The organism is Streptomyces aurantiacus (assembly GCF_027107535.1).
In the GTDB taxonomy this organism is placed as follows: domain Bacteria; phylum Actinomycetota; class Actinomycetes; order Streptomycetales; family Streptomycetaceae; genus Streptomyces.
The window spans coordinates 7,417,602-7,434,470 of the sequence record NZ_CP114283.1; the positions used below are offsets into that span (position 1 = coordinate 7,417,602).

18 protein-coding genes are annotated in these 16,869 nt (G+C 70.7%); 2 read left to right on the forward strand and 16 right to left on the reverse strand.

The features are described 5' to 3' along the window. Positions 1-34: 34 nt before the first annotated feature. The 10 genes from O1Q96_RS34800 to O1Q96_RS34845 form a co-directional block, all read right to left on the reverse strand. Positions 35-754: a DUF3159 domain-containing protein gene (locus tag O1Q96_RS34800; RefSeq protein WP_269251948.1), complete on the reverse strand. Its 720-nt coding sequence runs from the start codon at positions 752-754 to the stop codon at positions 35-37. Positions 755-757: 3 nt separating this feature from the next. Next, positions 758-1,156, reverse strand: coding sequence for an OB-fold nucleic acid binding domain-containing protein (locus tag O1Q96_RS34805; RefSeq protein WP_055615472.1), 399 nt, complete (start codon positions 1,154-1,156; stop codon positions 758-760). A gap of 167 nt (positions 1,157-1,323) precedes the next feature. Beyond that, positions 1,324-2,007: a response regulator gene (locus tag O1Q96_RS34810; protein ID WP_269251949.1), complete on the reverse strand. Its 684-nt coding sequence runs from the start codon at positions 2,005-2,007 to the stop codon at positions 1,324-1,326. Beyond that, entirely contained in the window at positions 2,004-4,562 is a 2,559-nt protein-coding gene (locus O1Q96_RS34815; protein ID WP_269251950.1) for a sensor histidine kinase, read from the reverse strand. The genes O1Q96_RS34810 and O1Q96_RS34815 overlap by 4 nt, the downstream gene beginning before the upstream one ends. A 283-nt stretch (positions 4,563-4,845) precedes the next feature. Then, positions 4,846-5,541: an ABC transporter ATP-binding protein gene (locus tag O1Q96_RS34820; RefSeq protein WP_217459654.1), complete on the reverse strand. Its 696-nt coding sequence runs from the start codon at positions 5,539-5,541 to the stop codon at positions 4,846-4,848. Between the two features lie 59 nt (positions 5,542-5,600). Next, positions 5,601-6,824 (reverse strand): alginate lyase family protein, encoded by a 1,224-nt coding sequence (locus O1Q96_RS34825; RefSeq protein WP_269253852.1) that lies wholly within the window; start codon positions 6,822-6,824, stop codon positions 5,601-5,603. Positions 6,825-7,086: 262 nt separating this feature from the next. Beyond that, positions 7,087-7,719 (reverse strand): hypothetical protein, encoded by a 633-nt coding sequence (locus O1Q96_RS34830; RefSeq protein ID WP_269251951.1) that lies wholly within the window; start codon positions 7,717-7,719, stop codon positions 7,087-7,089. Positions 7,720-8,014: 295 nt separating this feature from the next. After that, positions 8,015-8,767: a DUF3710 domain-containing protein gene (locus tag O1Q96_RS34835; protein WP_217459652.1), complete on the reverse strand. Its 753-nt coding sequence runs from the start codon at positions 8,765-8,767 to the stop codon at positions 8,015-8,017. 1 nt (position 8,768) lies between these two features. Then, positions 8,769-9,290 carry a dUTP diphosphatase gene (gene dut / locus O1Q96_RS34840; RefSeq protein WP_217459651.1) on the reverse strand — a complete coding sequence of 174 codons (522 nt, stop codon included), beginning with the start codon at positions 9,288-9,290 and terminating at the stop codon, positions 8,769-8,771. Beyond that, positions 9,287-9,871 carry a PaaI family thioesterase gene (locus O1Q96_RS34845; RefSeq protein WP_269251952.1) on the reverse strand — a complete coding sequence of 195 codons (585 nt, stop codon included), beginning with the start codon at positions 9,869-9,871 and terminating at the stop codon, positions 9,287-9,289. Before O1Q96_RS34845 ends, dut begins: the two co-directional genes overlap by 4 nt. A 58-nt stretch (positions 9,872-9,929) precedes the next feature. Here O1Q96_RS34845 and O1Q96_RS34850 point away from each other — a divergent pair, with 58 nt between their 5' ends. Next, the gene (locus O1Q96_RS34850) at positions 9,930-10,391 is read left to right on the forward strand and encodes a DUF3093 domain-containing protein (protein ID WP_217459649.1); all 462 of its coding nucleotides are present in this window, start codon (positions 9,930-9,932) and stop codon (positions 10,389-10,391) included. Between the two features lie 150 nt (positions 10,392-10,541). On the opposite strand, the gene O1Q96_RS34855 is transcribed toward O1Q96_RS34850, so the two are convergent. The 4 genes from O1Q96_RS34855 to O1Q96_RS34870 form a co-directional block, all read right to left on the reverse strand. Then, entirely contained in the window at positions 10,542-11,438 is an 897-nt protein-coding gene (locus tag O1Q96_RS34855; RefSeq protein WP_269251953.1) for a hypothetical protein, read from the reverse strand. 13 nt (positions 11,439-11,451) lie between these two features. Then, positions 11,452-11,748 (reverse strand): DUF4193 domain-containing protein, encoded by a 297-nt coding sequence (locus O1Q96_RS34860; protein WP_005481602.1) that lies wholly within the window; start codon positions 11,746-11,748, stop codon positions 11,452-11,454. Positions 11,749-12,139: 391 nt separating this feature from the next. Further along, a complete protein-coding gene (locus O1Q96_RS34865; protein WP_269253853.1) occupies positions 12,140-13,384 on the reverse strand; it encodes a sensor histidine kinase in 1,245 nt (414 codons plus the stop codon). 5 nt (positions 13,385-13,389) lie between these two features. Next, complete coding sequence (locus O1Q96_RS34870) at positions 13,390-14,043, reverse strand: response regulator transcription factor (RefSeq protein WP_269251954.1); 654 nt, start codon at positions 14,041-14,043, stop codon at positions 13,390-13,392. Positions 14,044-14,431: 388 nt separating this feature from the next. Here O1Q96_RS34870 and O1Q96_RS34875 point away from each other — a divergent pair, with 388 nt between their 5' ends. Then, positions 14,432-14,605, forward strand: coding sequence for a hypothetical protein (locus O1Q96_RS34875; RefSeq protein ID WP_169801958.1), 174 nt, complete (start codon positions 14,432-14,434; stop codon positions 14,603-14,605). 144 nt (positions 14,606-14,749) lie between these two features. Here the strand turns inward: O1Q96_RS34875 and O1Q96_RS34880 are convergent, their stop codons facing one another. After that, the gene (locus tag O1Q96_RS34880) at positions 14,750-15,574 is read right to left on the reverse strand and encodes an inositol monophosphatase family protein (protein WP_269251955.1); all 825 of its coding nucleotides are present in this window, start codon (positions 15,572-15,574) and stop codon (positions 14,750-14,752) included. Next, entirely contained in the window at positions 15,574-16,701 is a 1,128-nt protein-coding gene (locus O1Q96_RS34885; RefSeq protein ID WP_269251956.1) for a ferrochelatase, read from the reverse strand. Before O1Q96_RS34885 ends, O1Q96_RS34880 begins: the two co-directional genes overlap by 1 nt. Positions 16,702-16,869: the final 168 nt, after the last annotated feature.

The window sequence follows — 16,869 nt, forward strand, 5'->3', positions numbered from 1 at the left end:
GGGCGCCCCTCCTTCTGTCGGCTTGCCGCGGCGTCTAGTCGGCGGACCGTGCGGCGGACTCCCGCTCCTTCGCCGCGCGCTCCTCCGCCTCCATCTCCGCGAACACGTCGATCGGCGGCGGCGCCTTCGCCAGGAAGACCCAGGTGAGCCAGACGGCGAGCAGGAAGGGCGGGATCTTCAGGGCGATCAGGACCCAGCCGAACTGGGTGGTGTCGGCCCACCAGTAGAGCGGGAAGAGGATCGCGCACTTGGCGAGCAGGATCAGGCCCCATGCGTAACTGGCCTTCGCGTACGCCTTCTTGCGGCCCGGGTTGCGCGTGCGCCAGGAGAGGTTCTCCTTGAAGACCGGGCCGAGGATCAGGCCGATCAGGGGGACTCCGGCGAGCGTGGTGATGATGTAGGCGAGGGCGAGGCCGAGCGTGTAGAGCATGCCCGGCAGGTAGAAGTCCTTCGCGTTGCCCGTCATCATCGCGAAGACCACGCCGAAGGCGACACCGAAGACGCCACTGAACGCGTGCTTGACGGTGTCCTTCATGACCAGGCGGACCACGACCAGCAGGATGGAGACACCGAGGGCCGCGATGGCCGCCGAGTGCAGGTCCTTGTTGATCGTGAAGATCGTGACGAAGAGCAGGCCCGGCAGGACCGTCTCGATCATGCCCCGCAGACCGCCGAACGCCTCGAAGAGCGCGGCCTCGGTCACCGCCCGCGAATCCCGCTGGGCGTCTTCGGTCGGCTTGTCGAGCGACGTCACCGGCTACTCCCGTCCGAGGGGTCTGAGTTCGTACTTCGGATTGAACAGCACACGGCGGCCCCGGCTCATCGAGATCCGGCCCGACGCGATCAGCTTGCGCCCCGGCTCTATCCCCACTATGGAGCGTCTGCCGAGCCACACCACGTCCAGGGCGGCCGAACCGTCGAACAGCTCGGCCTCCAGGGCCGGGACACCGGCCCTCGGGCGCAGAGTGACCGTGCGCAAGGTACCAGTAACCGTGACCACCTGTCGGTCGCGGCAGTCACCGATGCGCGTGCAGCCCGCGGTCTCGGTGTCCTCGCGCAGCTCCTCCGACTCCAGGTCCTCCTGGGACGAGGAGAGCCGGTCGATCATCCGCCGGAACCGGCCCGCCGGCTTTTCGGAACGAGGGACAGCACTCATGTCTGAAGCGTACCGGGGGCCGCTGAGAGGTACGTACCCGTGGTGCCACCGCCCGAACCGGCGTACGCCCCGAACCGGCTCACCTCTCGAACCGGTACCCCATCCCCGGCTCCGTGATACCGCACCCCCCCGGGGGGCGACCCCCGGACCCCCGGCCGACTCCGGACTCACCTCTCGAACCGGTACCCCATCCCCGGCTCCGTGATGAAGTGCCGGGGATGGGACGGGTCCGCCTCCAGCTTGCGGCGGAGCTGGGCCATGTAGACCCGCAGGTAGTTCGTCTCGGTGCCGTAGGAGGGGCCCCAGACCTCCTGGAGCAGCTGCTTCTGGCTGACCAGGCGGCCCGTGTTGCGCACGAGCACCTCCAGGAGGTGCCACTCGGTCGGGGTGAGACGCACGTCGCGGCCCGACCGGCCGACCTTCTTCGCGGCCAGGTCGACGGTGAAGTCCTCCGTCTCGACGATCACGTCGTCCTCGCCGCCCCCGTTGGGTTCGGCCCGGCGGACGGCCGCTCTCAGCCGGGCGAGCAGCTCGTCCATGCCGAAGGGCTTGGTCACGTAGTCGTCGGCTCCGGCGTCGAGCGCCTCGACCTTCTCGTCGGAGGAGTGCCGGGCGGACAGCACGAGGATCGGTACCCGCGTCCAGCCGCGCAGTCCCCTGATCACCTCGACGCCGTCCATGTCGGGCAGGCCCAGGTCGAGCACGATCACGTCGGGGTGGCGGGCGGCAGCGAGCTGCAGCGCGGTGGCGCCGTCGGGGGCCGCGTCCACCTCGTACTTGCGTGCCTTGAGGTTGATCACGAGGGCCCGGGTGATCTGCGGCTCGTCGTCGACCACGAGGACGCGGGTCATGAAGCCTGCCTTTCCGGTTGTACGGGTTCCACTGCTTCCACCAGAGGCTGCGGGCGGGAGGGGCCCGCCCGCAGCGTGAGGACCATGGTGAGGCCGCCGCCGGGGGTGTCCTCGGCGTTGAGAGTGCCGCCCATGGCCTCGGCGAAACCACGGGCGACCGCGAGGCCCAGGCCCACCCCGGCTCCGCGCGGGGCGTCGCCGTAGCGCTGGAAGGGCGCGAAGATACGATCCTTCGCCTCGTCGGGAACGCCCCGGCCACGGTCCACGACCCGCACCTCCACCCGGTCACCGAGCGCGCTGGCGGCGACGAGGACGCGTTCTCCGGCAGGGCTGTACTTGACGGCGTTCTCGACGACGTTGGCGACCGACCGCTCCAGCAGCCCCGGGTCGACGGCGACCATGGGCAGGGTCTCGGGGATCTCCAGTTCGACGCTGCGCTCCGGTACGCCGCCCAGCGCCATCGGCACGACCTCGTCGAGGTCGATCTCGCGGATCAGCGGGGTGACCGTGCCGGTCTGCAGGCGGGACATGTCGAGGAGGTTGCCCACCAGGTGGTCGAGCCGGTCGGCGCCCGCCTCGATGCCCTCCAGGAGCTCGGCCTCGTCCTCCTCGGACCAGGCCACGTCGTCCGACCTGAGGGACGTCACGGCGGCCTTGATGGCGGCCAGCGGGGTGCGCAGGTCGTGGCTGACGGCGGCCAGGAGCGCCGTTCGGATGCGGTTGCCCTCGGCGAGGGTGCGGGCCTGCTCGGCCTGCGCCTGGAGGCGCTTGCGGTCCAGGACGACGACGGCCTGGGCGGCGAAGGCGGCGAGGACCCGGCGGTCCTCGGCGGGCAGCACCCGGCCGGAGAGGGCGAGCGCGGTGTGGTCCCCGACCGGCATGTCGACGTCCGCGGCCTCGGGCAGCGTCGGCGGGTGCGGCCCCACGCTGCCGGCGCAGGTCCACGGGTCCACGTCGCCCGCCCGTTCCAGCAGCGCGACCGACTCCATGCCGAACGTCTCGCGGACCCGCTCCAGCAGGGCGTCCAGGCTGGTCTCCCCGCGCAGCACGCTGCCCGCCAGGAAGGAGAGGATCTCGGACTCGGCGCGCAGCCGGGCGGCCTGGTGGGTGCGGCGGGCCGCCAGGTCCACCACGGACGCGACCGAGATGGCCACCCCGACGAAGATCACGATGGCGACGAAGTTCTTGGGGTCGGCGATGGTCAGCCGGTGCAGCGGCGGCGTGAAGAAGTAGTTCAGCAGCAGTGAGCCGAAGGCCGCCGAGGCGAGCGCCGGGAGCAGCCCGCCGAGCAGGGCCGCCGCCACGGTCAGCGTCAGGAAGAGCAGCATGTCGTTGGCGAGCCCGAGATCCGCGGCGCCGTGGGTGAGCAGCAGCGCCAGGAGTGCCGGGCCGGCCACCGCGACCAGCCAGCCCGCGATGATCCGGGACCGGCCGAGGCGCGCGCCCCGGGCGACGGGCAGGCCGCGCCCCTTGCCCGCCTCGTCGTGCGTGACGATGTGCACGTCGAGGTCCGGCCCCGACTCCCGGGCGACCGTGGCGCCGACGCCGGGTCCGAACACGTACTGCCAGGACTTGCGCCGCGAGGAGCCCAGCACGATCTGGGTGGCGTTGACACCGCGCGCGAACTCCAGCAGCGCGGACGGGATGTCGTCGCCCACGACGTGGTGGAAGGTGCCGCCGAGGTCCTCGGCGAGGGTCCGCTGGACGGCCAGTTCCTTGGGCGAGGCGGACGTCAGGCCGTCGCTGCGGGCGATGTAGACGGCGAGCACCTCGCCGCCGGCGCCCTTCTCGGCGAGCCGGGCGGCCCGGCGGATCAGCGTACGGCCCTCGGGACCGCCGGTCAGGCCGACGACGATGCGTTCGCGGGCCTGCCAGGTGGAGCGGATGCCGTGCTCGCCCCGGTACTGCCGGAGGTACTCGTCGACGCGGTCGGCGACCCACAGCAGGGCCAGTTCGCGCAGGGCGGTGAGGTTGCCGGGGCGGAAGTAGTTGGACAGGGCCGCGTCGACCTTGTCGGGCTTGTAGATGTTGCCGTGCGCCATCCGGCGGCGAAGCGCCTGGGGCGACATGTCGACCAGCTCGATCTGGTCGGCCCGCCGCACCACCTCGTCCGGGACGGTCTCACGCTGCCGTACACCGGTTATCGACTCGACGACGTCGCCGAGGGACTCCAGATGCTGGATGTTGACCGTCGAGACGACGTCGATCCCGGCGGCGAGCAGCTCCTCGACGTCCTGCCAGCGCTTGGCGTTCCGCGAGCCGGGGATGTTGGTGTGCGCCAGTTCGTCCACCAGGGCGACGGCCGGGCCGCGCTCCAGTACGGCGTCCACGTCCATCTCGGTGAAGGCGGTGTCCCGGTAGGCGAGGTCCTTGCGGGGGATCTGCTCCAGACCGTGCAGCATCACCTCCGTACGCGGCCGCCCGTGGTGCTCGACGAAGGCCACCACGCACTCCGCGCCCCGCTCGACACGGCGGTGCGCCTCGGAGAGCATCGCGTAGGTCTTGCCGACGCCCGGTGCCGCACCGAGGTAGATCCGGAGCTTGCCTCGTCCCATGGCCTCATTGTCTTCCCAGACGCACTGCGTACGCTGCGTAGACCCTACGGCCGATGATCCGGACGAATGGGGCGAGAGGCGCGGGCGGAGGCGTCTTTGACGCAACTCTGACGCAACTCTGACGCACCGGACGCCACCCCGGCGCGCCGGGCAGCGATCTGCCGTGCCGGGCGGAGCCGGAGCCGCCCCGGCTCCGTCCCGCCGGCGGCGCGGCTCCGGGAGCGGGCCCGGGAGTGGGCCCGGGAGCGGGCCCGGGAGCGGGCCCGGGAGAGGGCCCGGGGCCTCAGCTCTCCACGATCTCGCCGTCGCCCAGCTCCAGGACCCGGTCGGCCAGGTCCAGGAGGGCCGCGTCATGGGTGGCCACGAGCGCGGTGACCTGCTCGCTGCGGACGACCGCCCGCAGCAGTTCCATCACCCCGATGCCCGTCTCGGCGTCGAGCTGGCCGGTGGGTTCGTCGGCGATGAGGAGCGCCGGGTTGTTCGCGAGGGCGCGGGCGATGGCGACACGCTGCTGCTGACCGCCGGAGAGCTCACCGGGCCGCTGTGCCGCGTGGTCGGCAAGCCCGACCAGGGAGAGCAGCAGCTCGACGCGCTCCTCGCGCTCGCGCGGGTCGACCCGGCGCAGCCGCATGGGCACGCCCACGTTCTCGGCGGCCGTCAGGATCGGGATGAGCCCGAAGGACTGGAAGACGAAGCCGATGCGGTCCCGGCGCAGCTCCAGCAGTCCGTTCTCCCCGAGTCCGGAGAGGTCGAGCCCGTCGACGGTGATCCGTCCGTCGTCCGGCTCGTCGAGCCCGCCGACGAGGTTGAGCAGTGTGGTCTTGCCCGAGCCCGAACGTCCCTTGAGCGCGACGAGTTCACCGCGCGGGATGTCGAACGACACCCCGCGCAGCGCGTGTACGGCGGTGGTGCCGCTCCCGTACGAGCGGTGGACGTTCTCCACCCGCACCATGGTGTCCGTGACGACCTGAGTACTCATGACCCTCCCCCGTGGACCGGGCGCCAGTATCACCGTCCGGCGCCCGGACCGGCAACGGTTCAGCTGGGGTTGTCGCCGTGCGTGAGTGTCTCCCAGGCCACGAAGAGGTTGTTGCTCCCCGCCGGGCGGTTCTGTGCCGTGAGCCGCTCGGTGTTGGTCATGCCGTGGCCGAGGCGGTTGTGCAGGGCGTTGTGGCCGACCTCGGTCACCGGGCCGAGGCCGAGGTGCAGCGACCCGCCGCACAGCCAGCTCGGGGGTGCCTCGCCCAGCTGGTATCTGGCCTGGAAGCCCAGCGCGTGCCGCAGCCGCTCGCCGACGTCCGTGCCGTACAGGTCCTGGCCCTGGATGCGGCTGGTCTCGGCGATGTGCGAGATCGCGGAGAGGCCGTACCCGGTGTGGGTGAGGTCGCGGCAGGTCTCCTGGGTGAGCCCGGTGACGAAGGTGGACTGGCCCTGCCAGTAGTTGACGATCTTCTGCCTGGTGTCGAGGTTCTGGCTCGGCACGGTCTTCGGCAGGGCGCCGTCGGAGGACAGGTACACGAACGCGGCCGTGCGGGTGCGGAACTTCGCCATGGCCTTGTCGTAGGACGCCTTGTCCTCCAGGAAGACGGAGATGCCGACGGCCGCCTCCATCATCGACAGTTCCCAGTTGCCGTTGGAGTTCGAGCCGTTGATGACCTCGGGCAGGTAGACGCCGCGGAGCATGGTCGCGAAGCGACCGGAGTTCGGCCAGCCGCCGTCGTACGTGTACTTGATGATCTCGGCGGCCTTGGGCCAGGACGAGCCCGCCCAGCCGGTCTGCAGCGGGGCGTTGCTGTGGGTGTGGTCCCGGACGGTCGCCGACCAGGCGTCCATCAGCTCGATCGCCTTCTTCGCGTGGCGGGCGTCCCGCGTGACGTACCAGGCCAGGGCCTGGGTGTACGCGGCGATCGCGTCCTCGCGCTCGTCCGTGCAGCCGTTGTTCGGGTTCGAGTACGAGCCGCACTCCACGACCGCGCGGGGCTTGGCGGTGCGTGTGAGCGAGGCGTACCTGCTCGACATCATCTGGTCGTAGGCGCTCTTCCAGGGCTGGGCGCCCGCGTTGACCTGCTGCCGGGCGAAGTCCAACTGGCCGCGGGAGACGGTGACTCCGGGGTGCGCGAAGGTGGCGGGCGCTGCCTCCGCGCGCTCCGCGGCGGGCCAGGCCAGGGCACCGGCCAGCAGGGCCGCGACGGTGACGAGCAGCGCGAAGCGTGATCTCCCGCGGCGGCGTGAGGGGGCCGGGGGAACCGGGGTGTTCGGCATCATGGGGGGCCGTCCGTTCCAGTATGTGAACGCGGAATGCCTTTATGAACACAGGCGTTGGCCGGTGACCATAGGTACAGACCAAGTTCACGTCAAGGGAAACGGCAGCAGTCGGGCATGCAGCGGCCTCTGGGGTCCGAACGGCTTCCGGAGCCCAGGGGCCGCGCACCGGGGCCGTTCAGCACCCGGAACTCCGGCGGACCGCTGTGAGACCTCGGCCACGAGTCGTACTCCCCGCCCGGCCTTCGACGGGTGAGGGCGATCAGTTCGCCGAGGCCGGCGACGAGTCCGGTGGAGCGGCTACGACGCCCGGCGCCGCCCCGGCGACCGGGGCCGCGGCGAAGAGGGCGGCCCTGTCGATGCTGCCCGGGTCCCAGTGGTCGTTGCCAGGGATGTTCGCGTGACCGTAGTGCCCGCCCTTGCTCATCCACACCGCGCGGGGCCGGTTGGTCGCGTCGGCGCCCGAGGTCGCGAGACGTCCTGCCGGAAAGGTGTCCGGAATTCTCCACGACCTGATCGCGGCCATCACAGCCCTGTAGTTCGGGCCCGGCCTCCAGGTGTCGGTGAACGGCTTGCCCGCCCGCCCGAGCACCTCGATCTGGATGCAGACCTTCCCGACGCGGTTCGTCCTCGTCGAACCGTCGTTGCGCAGCGCGCGGGCGCTGTGGTTCAGCGGGCCGAACTGGCCGAGCCGGTCGGTCACCGGGTCGTACAGCAGATGCGGTTCGGCGGCGACCCGGATCAGATGCGCCGCCACGGCACGGAACGCGTCATCGCCGGTGCCGCTCTCCGTGGTGTGCCAGACGACGCGGCCCGGAACCGTCGGATGATCCATCGCGCCTCCGATGCTCCCGTCGCCCAACCGCTGCGCCTTCTCGATCCAGTTGGTGCTCATGCCCGGGCCCCATGGTCTTCCTTGATCGGTAAGTCATGTGCGGTGCAAGGGAGTTGACCGATCCATCCCTTTTCCACCGAACCTAGGGTGACCAGCTGGGCCGCTGCCGGGGAGCGACTCGGGCCCTTCTTCACTCGTTCGGCCCACGCTCCGGTACGCGGCGGCGGTCCACGGGCGTGGGACCCGGACGCCGCCCGGCACCGATCCGCCGGAAACGACGACGGGCCGCACTCCCCGAAGGGAATGCGGCCCGTCGCGCACGTGCGTGTACGCGGCCCTGCGTCCGGCTGTGCTGCTACCGGACCTCGGTGGTCTCCGGTCCGCGCTGCAGCTGCCCCATGCCGCCGGAGAAGCGGGACCCGGCCTGCTCCTCCTGCTGCACACCCTCGGCGACCATCTGCGCGTCGTCCGGCAGCTTCAGGACGATCGGGTCGCGCGGGGCCATCGGGCCCTCTCCGCGGACCACCACGGTGTCCCGGAAGATCTGCTCCAGCAGACCGGCGGCCTGCGGCTGCACCGCGCCCTGGCCGGAGATCACTCCGCGCAGGAACCAGCGGGGACCGTCCACACCGATGAACCGGACGACCTGGAAGCCGCCCGTGCCGTCGGGCAGCTGCACCGGCACCTGCGCGCGCAGCTCCCAGCCCAGCGGGCCCTCGACCTCGTCGATGACACCGCCCTGCTGGGTGATGCCGGTGGCGATCTCCTCGCGCACCTCGCCCCAGATGCCCTCACGCTTGGGAGCGGCGAAAGCCTGCAGCTGGACGGCGCTGTCCTTCAGCACCACCGTGGCCGCGACGATCGCGTCGCCCGCGACCTCCACCCGGAGCTCCATGCCGTCGACCCCGGGCACGAAGAGGCCGCCCAGGTCGACCCGGCCCTCGGCCGGGTCGCGCACCTCGGCGCTGTCCCAGGGACCGTCGGGACGCGGCTCCGGCTCGAGCCTCACGCGCTCGCGCTCCGCCTCAGTGTCGACACCGTCGACGACCTGCTCGGCCTCGCCCGCCGCGTCCTCGGCGGCACTGCCCTTCTTGCGACGTCCGAACACGTCACTGTCCTTCCCGGTCGGATACGACCGAAGCGTATCGATTCCCACCCGTTGTGCCGCCCACCGCGGCATGGCCGCCGGTGGAACCGAAGCCCCCTGCGGCCCGCGCCGAGTCGGGAAGCTCCGCCACCTCCCGGAAGCGCACCTTCTCGACCTGCTGGACGACCAGTTGAGCAATCCGGTCGAAGCGCTCGAACCGCACGCACTCGCGCGGGTCGAGATTCACCACGATCACCTTGATCTCCCCACGGTACCCGGCATCAACCGTCCCCGGGGCATTCACGAGAGCCACACCGCAGCGGGCGGCCAGCCCGGAACGCGGGTGCACGAAGGCCGCGTACCCCTCGGGAAGCGCGATGCACACCCCGGTGGGGAGCACGGCACGTTCACCGGGTTCCAGTACGCGGCTCTCCGTGGTCCGCAGATCCGCGCCTGCGTCACCGGGATGCGCGTATTCCGGAAGCGGTACGTCCGGGTCGACGCGCTTGATCAGTACGCCCACGGGGGCCGGGGACGGGGTCACGGGTTCACCTCGAAGGCACGGGCACGGCGGACCTGGTCGGGGTCGTCCATGGCCGCCCGGATCTCCTCCTGGCGGCCGTTGTCGACGAAGTGGTCGACCTTCACCTCGATGAAGAGAGCATCCGCGCGGACGGCGACGGGCCCGCCGGGCCCCCCGACGCGTCCCGTGGCGGACGAGTAGATCTTGCGTCCCGCCACCGCCGTGACCTCGGCCTCCAGGTACAGCACGGTGCCCACCGGCACGGGCCGTACGAAGTCGGTCTCCAGCCGCCCGGTCACGGCGATGGTGCGCAGCAGCCAGTTCAGCGAGCCGAGGGTCTCGTCGAGGGCACTCGCGAGGACTCCGCCGTGCGCGAGGCCGGGAGCACCCTGGTGCGCGGGCTGCACGGTGAACTCGGCGGTGATCTTCACCCCTTCACCCGCCCGGGCCTCCAGGTGCAGCCCGTGCGGCTGTCCGCCACCGCAGCCGAAACACTGGTCGTAGTGCGCGCCGAGCAGCTCGCCCGGGGCAGGCGCGTCGGGATGCCGTACCGGTGCCACCGCGTCGGCCGGGGGCCGCAGGGCCGAAGATGTACCACTCACAGGCGCAGACCTTACCTCCGCGTCAGCGCGCCGCACGCACCGTGGCAGGCTTGGCCGTATGCAGCCCTCCGCCTCGTCGTACGAAGAACGTCTCACCGCACCCCGCTCCTGGTGGTTCATCTCCCTCCTGGTGGGTCTGTCGATGGCCCTGATCGTGCTGCCGTTCGGCACGCTGCCCCTGCTGGGCGGGTTCGTGGGTGGCACGGCGGTGGCGGCGGTGGCGGCGAGTTCGTACGGCTCCGTACGGATCCGTGTGGTGGCCGGTTCCCTGATCGCGGGCGACGCCCGTATCCCGGTCTCCGCGCTGGGCGAGGCCCATGTCCTCGACCCCGAAGAGGCCCGCGCCTGGCGCTCCTTCAAGGCGGACGCACGCGCCTTCATGCTCCTGCGTGCCTACATCCCCACGGCCCTGCGCGTGGAGGTCACCGACCCGACGGACCCGACGCCGTACGTGTACCTGTCGACCCGCGAGCCGGAGCGGCTGGCGGCGGCCCTGGCCGCGGCACGGACGCCCGCGTAGCTCCGCCTCCGGCTCGGGCCGGGCCGGGCCGCACGGAAACTTTCCCTGCCGCGGGCCAGAACTTTGCCCGCCCCACGACACCGCGCGACGGCGACAACGGATCACGGGGCTGCCGGGCCCGGACCAGAAGCGGGTTCGTCCCGGACGGGATCAGCGCCCCAGCTCTCCGGGGAGGTCACCCATGGTGAGCGGATCGGCCGGCTTCTCCAGCGGAGGCAGCGCCGGAAGAGCGTCCCAGGGCACCTGCACCTTGCGGAGGTCCTTGCGGACCCGGTCCGCGAGTTTTCTCGTGTCGCGGCGGTTCATGACCGCCCCGACGGCCGCGCCCACCATGAACGGCATCAGGTTCGGCAGGTTCCTGACCGTGCGTTTCATGATCTGCTGGCGCAGCTCGCGCTTCATGTGTCCACCGAGGGCCGCGTTGAGCGTCGACGGCTTGGTCACGTCGATGCCGCGCTCCTCCGACCACGAGCTCAGATACGTGGTGGTGCGCTGCTTCAGGGTTCCCGGCGGCCGCAGGCCGTAGACCTCGTACAGCTCGGCGATCAGCTTCAGCTCGATCGCCGCGACGCCGGTGATCTCGGCGGCCAGTTCCGTGGGCATCGCGGGCGGTATGGGCATCATCGCGGCGGCGCCGACTCCGGCGCCCACGGTGGACGTCGCGTTGCACGCGCCCGCGACGAGTTTGTCCGCGAGCTGCTCGGGGCCGAGGCCCGGGAACTGCTTCCGGAGCGCCGCGAGGTCGCGTACGGGGATCCGAGGGGCGCTCTCGATGATCCGGTCGGTGAGGTACGCCAGGCCGGCCCTGGCCCGGCTGCCGCCCTTGCGGACGCCCTCCTTGACCCCGTGGCCGACGGCGGCCGCCCGGCGCTTGGCGACAGGCGCCTTCTTCTCCGGCACCTCCAGGGCGCCGGAGGCGCCTGTCGCGTCCACCGCTTCGAGCGAGGCCGGGCGGCCCCGCTCGTCGTCTTGCAAGCCGTCCTGAGACGGACCGGCCGCTCCCCGGTCACGAAAGCGGCGCTTCCAGGGCGGGGTCGAGCCTGTCACGGCCGACCCTGCCTCAGTCGCAGTCGCGGCAGATCGGCTGGCCGTTCTTCTCCCGGGCCAGCTGGCTGCGGTGGTGGACCAGGAAGCAGCTCATGCAGGTGAACTCGTCCTGCTGCTTCGGCAGGACCCGGACGGCCAGCTCCTCGTTCGAGAGGTCCGCTCCGGGCAGTTCCAGGCCTTCGGCGGCCTCGAACTCGTCCACGTCGACCGCCGAAGTCGACTTGTCGTTCCGGCGAGCCTTCAGTTCTTCAAGGCTGTCCGAATCGACGTCGTCGTCGGTCTTGCGTGGGGTGTCGTAATCCGTTGCCATGTCGCTCTCCCCCTCTGGGTGTCTGCAGTGTCTCAGCGCACGTAACGCGTGAGAGGCCGGACTTGTGCCCGACCTGAGGCGGAGATTTTGCCTCACATCAAGGTCTGTTACTCAATCGACACCCAACCGGACCCCTCGAGAGTGATCGGCTTGGATGGCGAACGGGACCGTACACGGTCCGAATGCCGCACTTCAAAGGCGTCTCACCGTGTACTTCCCGTGATCTCGACCCCCGAAAACCCGGATTATCCCGGCTTTCGGCAGGCGTATTGATCACGGAGGGTAGATGGCCGGAAATTCGCCCTTGTGATCGATCACACACGAGTGTGCCTTTCTCCTGCCCAGAAAATTCCGCGCAAAGCGAACATCCTCGTGTGTCGGCGACATGATCTCAGATAGGTAGGGCGACTCGCATCACCAGGCCACCTCCCTCACGCGGCTCGGCGACGATGTGACCGCCGTGGGCACGGGCCACCGACCGCGCGATCGACAGTCCCAGTCCCACGCCCTTGTCACTACCCGTCCGCTCGGTGCGCAGCCGTCGGAAGGGCTCGAAAAGATTGTCGACCTCGTACGCGGGGACCACGGGCCCGGTGTTGGACACCGTCAGGATCGCCTGGCCGTGCCGCACCCGCGTGACGACCTCGACCCAGCCGCCGTCCGCCACGTTGTACCGCACGGCGTTCTGGACGAGGTTCAGGGCGATCCGCTCCAGGAGGACCCCGTTTCCCTGCACGACCGCGGCGGCCTGCTCTCCGCGGATCTCCACGCCCTTGGCGTCCGCCTCGCCCCGCACCTGGTCGACCGCCTGCGAGGCGACCTCGGCGAGGTCGACCGGCTTGCGCTCGATGATCTGGTTGTCGCTGCGGGCGAGCAGGAGCAGGCCCTCGACGAGCTGCTCGCTGCGCTCGTTCGTGGCGAGCAGGGTCTTGCCGAGTTGCTGCAGCTCCATGGGGGCACCCGGATCGGACAGGTGCACCTCCAGGAGCGTGCGGTTGATCGCGAGAGGCGTCCGCAGTTCGTGAGAGGCGTTGCCGACGAACCTCTGCTGGGCCGTGAAGGCCCGCTGCAGCCGCTCCAGCATGTCGTCGAAGGTGTCCGCCAGCTCCTTGAACTCGTCGTCGGGACCGTCCAGCTCGATCCGCCGCGAGAGGTCCGACCCTGCGACCGAGCGGGCCGTGCGAGTGATCCGGCCGAGCGGCGCGAGCACCCGGCCGGCCATCGCGTAACCGAAGGCGAACGCGATCACGGCGAGCCCGAGGAGGGCGAGGAGGGAACGACTGAGCAGGTTGTCCAGGGCTACCTGACGCTGGTGGTCGATGCAGTTGCTGATCGCCGCATTGAACTCGTCGAGCCTCTGATTGACGTTGACCGCAGGACAGTTCTCGCTGTTGACCTTGATGTCGGTGCCGCCGGCGATCTTGAAGAGCGGATCGCTGCCCGTGTTCAGCGCTTGGGCTGCCAGCAGATAGATGATCGACAACAGCAGGATCCCCGCGATGAGGAACATCCCGCCGTACAGCAGCGTGAGCCTTATCCGGATGGTGGGCCGCAACCAGGGGAACGGCTGCTGCGGCCTCCGGGGATCCCAGGTGGGTTTCGGGGGCGCCTTGGGCGGCGCCGGCGTCGTGGCCACCACGATCAGATCCGGTAGCCGGAGCCGGGCACGGTGACGATCACCGGCGGCTCGCCGAGCTTGCGGCGCAGGGTCATCACCGTGACGCGCACGACGTTGGTGAACGGGTCGGTGTTCTCGTCCCATGCCTTCTCCAGCAGCTGCTCGGCGGAGACGACCGCCCCCTCACTGCGCAGCAGCACCTCCAGGACGGCGAACTCCTTGGGCGCGAGCTGGACCTCCTTGCCGTCGCGGAATACCTCGCGGCGGTTGGGGTCGAGCTTGATCCCGGCACGCTCCAGGACGGGCGGCAGTGGCATGCTCGTACGCCGGCCGAGGGCACGCACGCGTGCCGTCAGTTCACTGAACGCGAAGGGCTTGGGGAGGTAGTCGTCGGCGCCGATCTCCAGACCCTCGACCCGGTCGCTGACGTCTCCGGAGGCCGTGAGCATCAGCACGCGGGTGGGCATGCCCAGCTCGACGATCTTGCGGCAGACGTCGTCGCCGTGCACCAGGGGGAGGTCGCGGTCGAGGACCACCACGTCGTAGTCGTTGACTCCGACGCGCTCCAGAGCGGCCGCGCCGTCGTACACGACGTCGACGGCCATGGCCTCCCGGCGCAGTCCGGTGGCCACCGCATCGGCGAGCAGCTGCTCGTCCTCGACGACGAGTACGCGCACGTCGCTTGTCCTTCCTCTGTCCGCCCGCGTGGCGCCTTGTCGGCGCACACGGGCAGGGTCTGTCGCTGGTTGGCCTCCATCCTGCCCTTTTCGGCCATAAGTCGGCTGTAAGGCGGGTGCGGGGGCCGGGAATGCCAGATTTTCTCGTGCGGTTGAGGTTTCCGTGGAAGGGAGCGGGGGGAGGACGGCTTTACACCCCGCGATCACGCTCTGCTTGTGCCGCACCACCATGCGGTATGTCATGGTCCACTTCCGCAGGGCGGGCGTGGGTGTCCGGCACCGTCGCCGCCCAGCGGGGCTGCGCTGGGCACCTTGGAGACGTGATCGCCCCTCCCGATCGGCACACCCCCGTGCCACCGACCCACGACCCAGGACGAGGGGGCGCAGCATGGACGCTTTCACCGCAGGACTTCTGCAGCGCATAAGGGCGACCGAGTCCGACCTGACGATGGCTCGCGAGACCGGCGACGACTTCCTCGCCGAGGTCGAGCAGGCCGAGCTCGACGACCTGCACCGCCTTGCCGCCGAGCACGGGGTTCAGGTCGGCGTGTCACACGTCTGATCCAGCTCGTCACGAGAGCGGGGCCCCGGCGGATCCAGTCCGGGGCCCCGCTTCGTCGTTGTCGTCCGGGGTGCCCCGGACGATGGCGTACGCGCTGTCCGTCGCGTGTCGTACGCGCTGTCGGTGGGAGCCGGGCGCGTGCTGTCAGTCGTGCCAGGCGCCCAGTTCCTCGAGGCGGGACTGGAGCGGCTCGAAGAGGCCGGGCGGGGCCGCGATCGTCAGGTCCGTCGAGCAGGGCTGTCCTGGACGCCCGCCGGTCAGCGCGCCCGCCTCCCGGGCGATCAGGTCGCCGGCGGCGTAGTCCCAGGGGTTCAGCCCGCGCTCGTAGTAGGCGTCCAGACGGCCCGTCGCCACGTCGCACAGGTCGATCGCGGCCGAGCCGCCCCGGCGGATGTCCCGGACCTGTGGGATCAGGTGTCCGACGACCTCCGCCTGGCGGGCCCTGCGGTCCGCGAGATAGCCGAAGCCGGTGCCGACGAGCGCCAGCCCGAAGTCGGGAGCGGGCCGCACGCGCGCGGGACGGTCGTTCAGGAAGGCTCCCTCGCCCAGGACGGCCCGGCAGGTCTCCGCGCGCATCGGGGCGTGCACGACCCCGACGAGCGTCTCACCGTCCTTGCGGGCCGCGATGGACACCGCCCAGCTGGGCAGTCCGTACAAATAGTTCACGGTCCCGTCGATCGGGTCGATCACCCACTGGACACCGCTGGTGCCCTCGATGTCGGCGCCCTCCTCGCCGAGGACACCGTCGTCGGGCCTGCGGTCGGCCAGCAGACCGGTGATCATCTTCTCGGAGGCGATGTCCATCTCGGTGACGACGTCGACGGCACTGGACTTGGTCGCCGCCACACCCAGGTCGTCGGGGCGGCCGTCCCGCAGGAAGGCGCCGGCCCGACGGGCCGCGTCGAGCGCGATCTCCAGGAGCTCGGCCTTCAGCTCGTCGTCCGCTGTGGCGGTCACGGGGCTCCTCATCACGCGTACGGGCTGTCGGCGCCCGCGGCGGCGGGCTTGGGTGCGCGGGCGGGGCAGCAGCCCACCGGGCAGAGGTTGTGGCTGGGGCCCAGGGCGCCGAGGGCGCAGGGCGTCACGTCCCTGCCGCTCTCGGTGGCGGCCCGCTCCAGGACGAGGTCGCGGATCGCGGCGGCGAACCGCGGGTCGGCGCCCACGGTGGCCGACCGGCGCACCGGCAGTCCCAGCTCCTCGGCCTTGGCCCTGGCCTCCGTGTCGAGGTCGTAGAGGACCTCCATGTGGTCCGAGACGAACCCGATGGGCGCCATGACGACGGCCGGGACGCCGGCGCCGTGCAGGTCCTCCAGGTGGTCGCAGATGTCCGGCTCCAGCCACGGGATGTGCGGGGCTCCCGAACGCGACTGGTAGACGAGCTGCCAGGGATGGTCGGTCCCGGTCCGCTCGCGCACCGCGTCGGCGACGAGCCGGGCGACGTCCAGGTGCTGCTTCACGTACGCCCCGCCGTCGCCGTGTGCCTCGACGGGTCCGGAGGTGTCCGCCGAGGCGTCCGGGATCGAGTGCGTCGTGAAGGCGAGGTGCGCGCCCGCTCGGACGTCCTCGGGGAGCTCGGCGAGGGACTTCAGGACGCCCTCGACCATCGGTTCCAGGAAGCCCGGGTGGTTGAAGTAGTGCCGGAGCTTGTCGATGCGCGGCAGCTCCAGACCCTCGCCCTCCAGGGTCGCCAGGGCCCCGGCGAGGTCCTCGCGGTACTGCCGGCAGCCCGAGTACGAGGCGTACGCGCTCGTGGCGAGGAGCAGGACGCGACGGCGGCCGTCGGAGGCCATCTCGCGCAGGGTGTCGGTGAGGTACGGGCCCCAGTTCCGGTTGCCCCAGTAGACGGGAAGATCCAGGCCGTGGTCCGCGAAGTCCTTGCGGAGGGCGTCCAGCAGGGCGCGGTTCTGGTCGTTGATCGGGCTGACCCCGCCGAACAGGAAGTAATGCTGTCCGACTTCCTTGAGGCGTTCCTTGGGGATGCCCCGACCCCGCGTCACGTTCTCCAGGAACGGGACCACGTCGTCGGGGCCCTCGGGGCCGCCGAACGAGAGCAGGAGCAGGGCGTCGTAGGGGGTGGCATCGAGCGCGTCTCGCATGCCTCGATCCTGCCATCCGCCGCTGACAGCCGGGCGACGGCGGGGGCCGTACAGCAGACGGACAGCGCACGGACACGGCGACCGAGGAAATCCCCATATGCGTTAGGGTCACCTGACTCGTAAGCTGTATCGGCCAGATTCACGCCTTACCGGACCGTCACCGGAGAC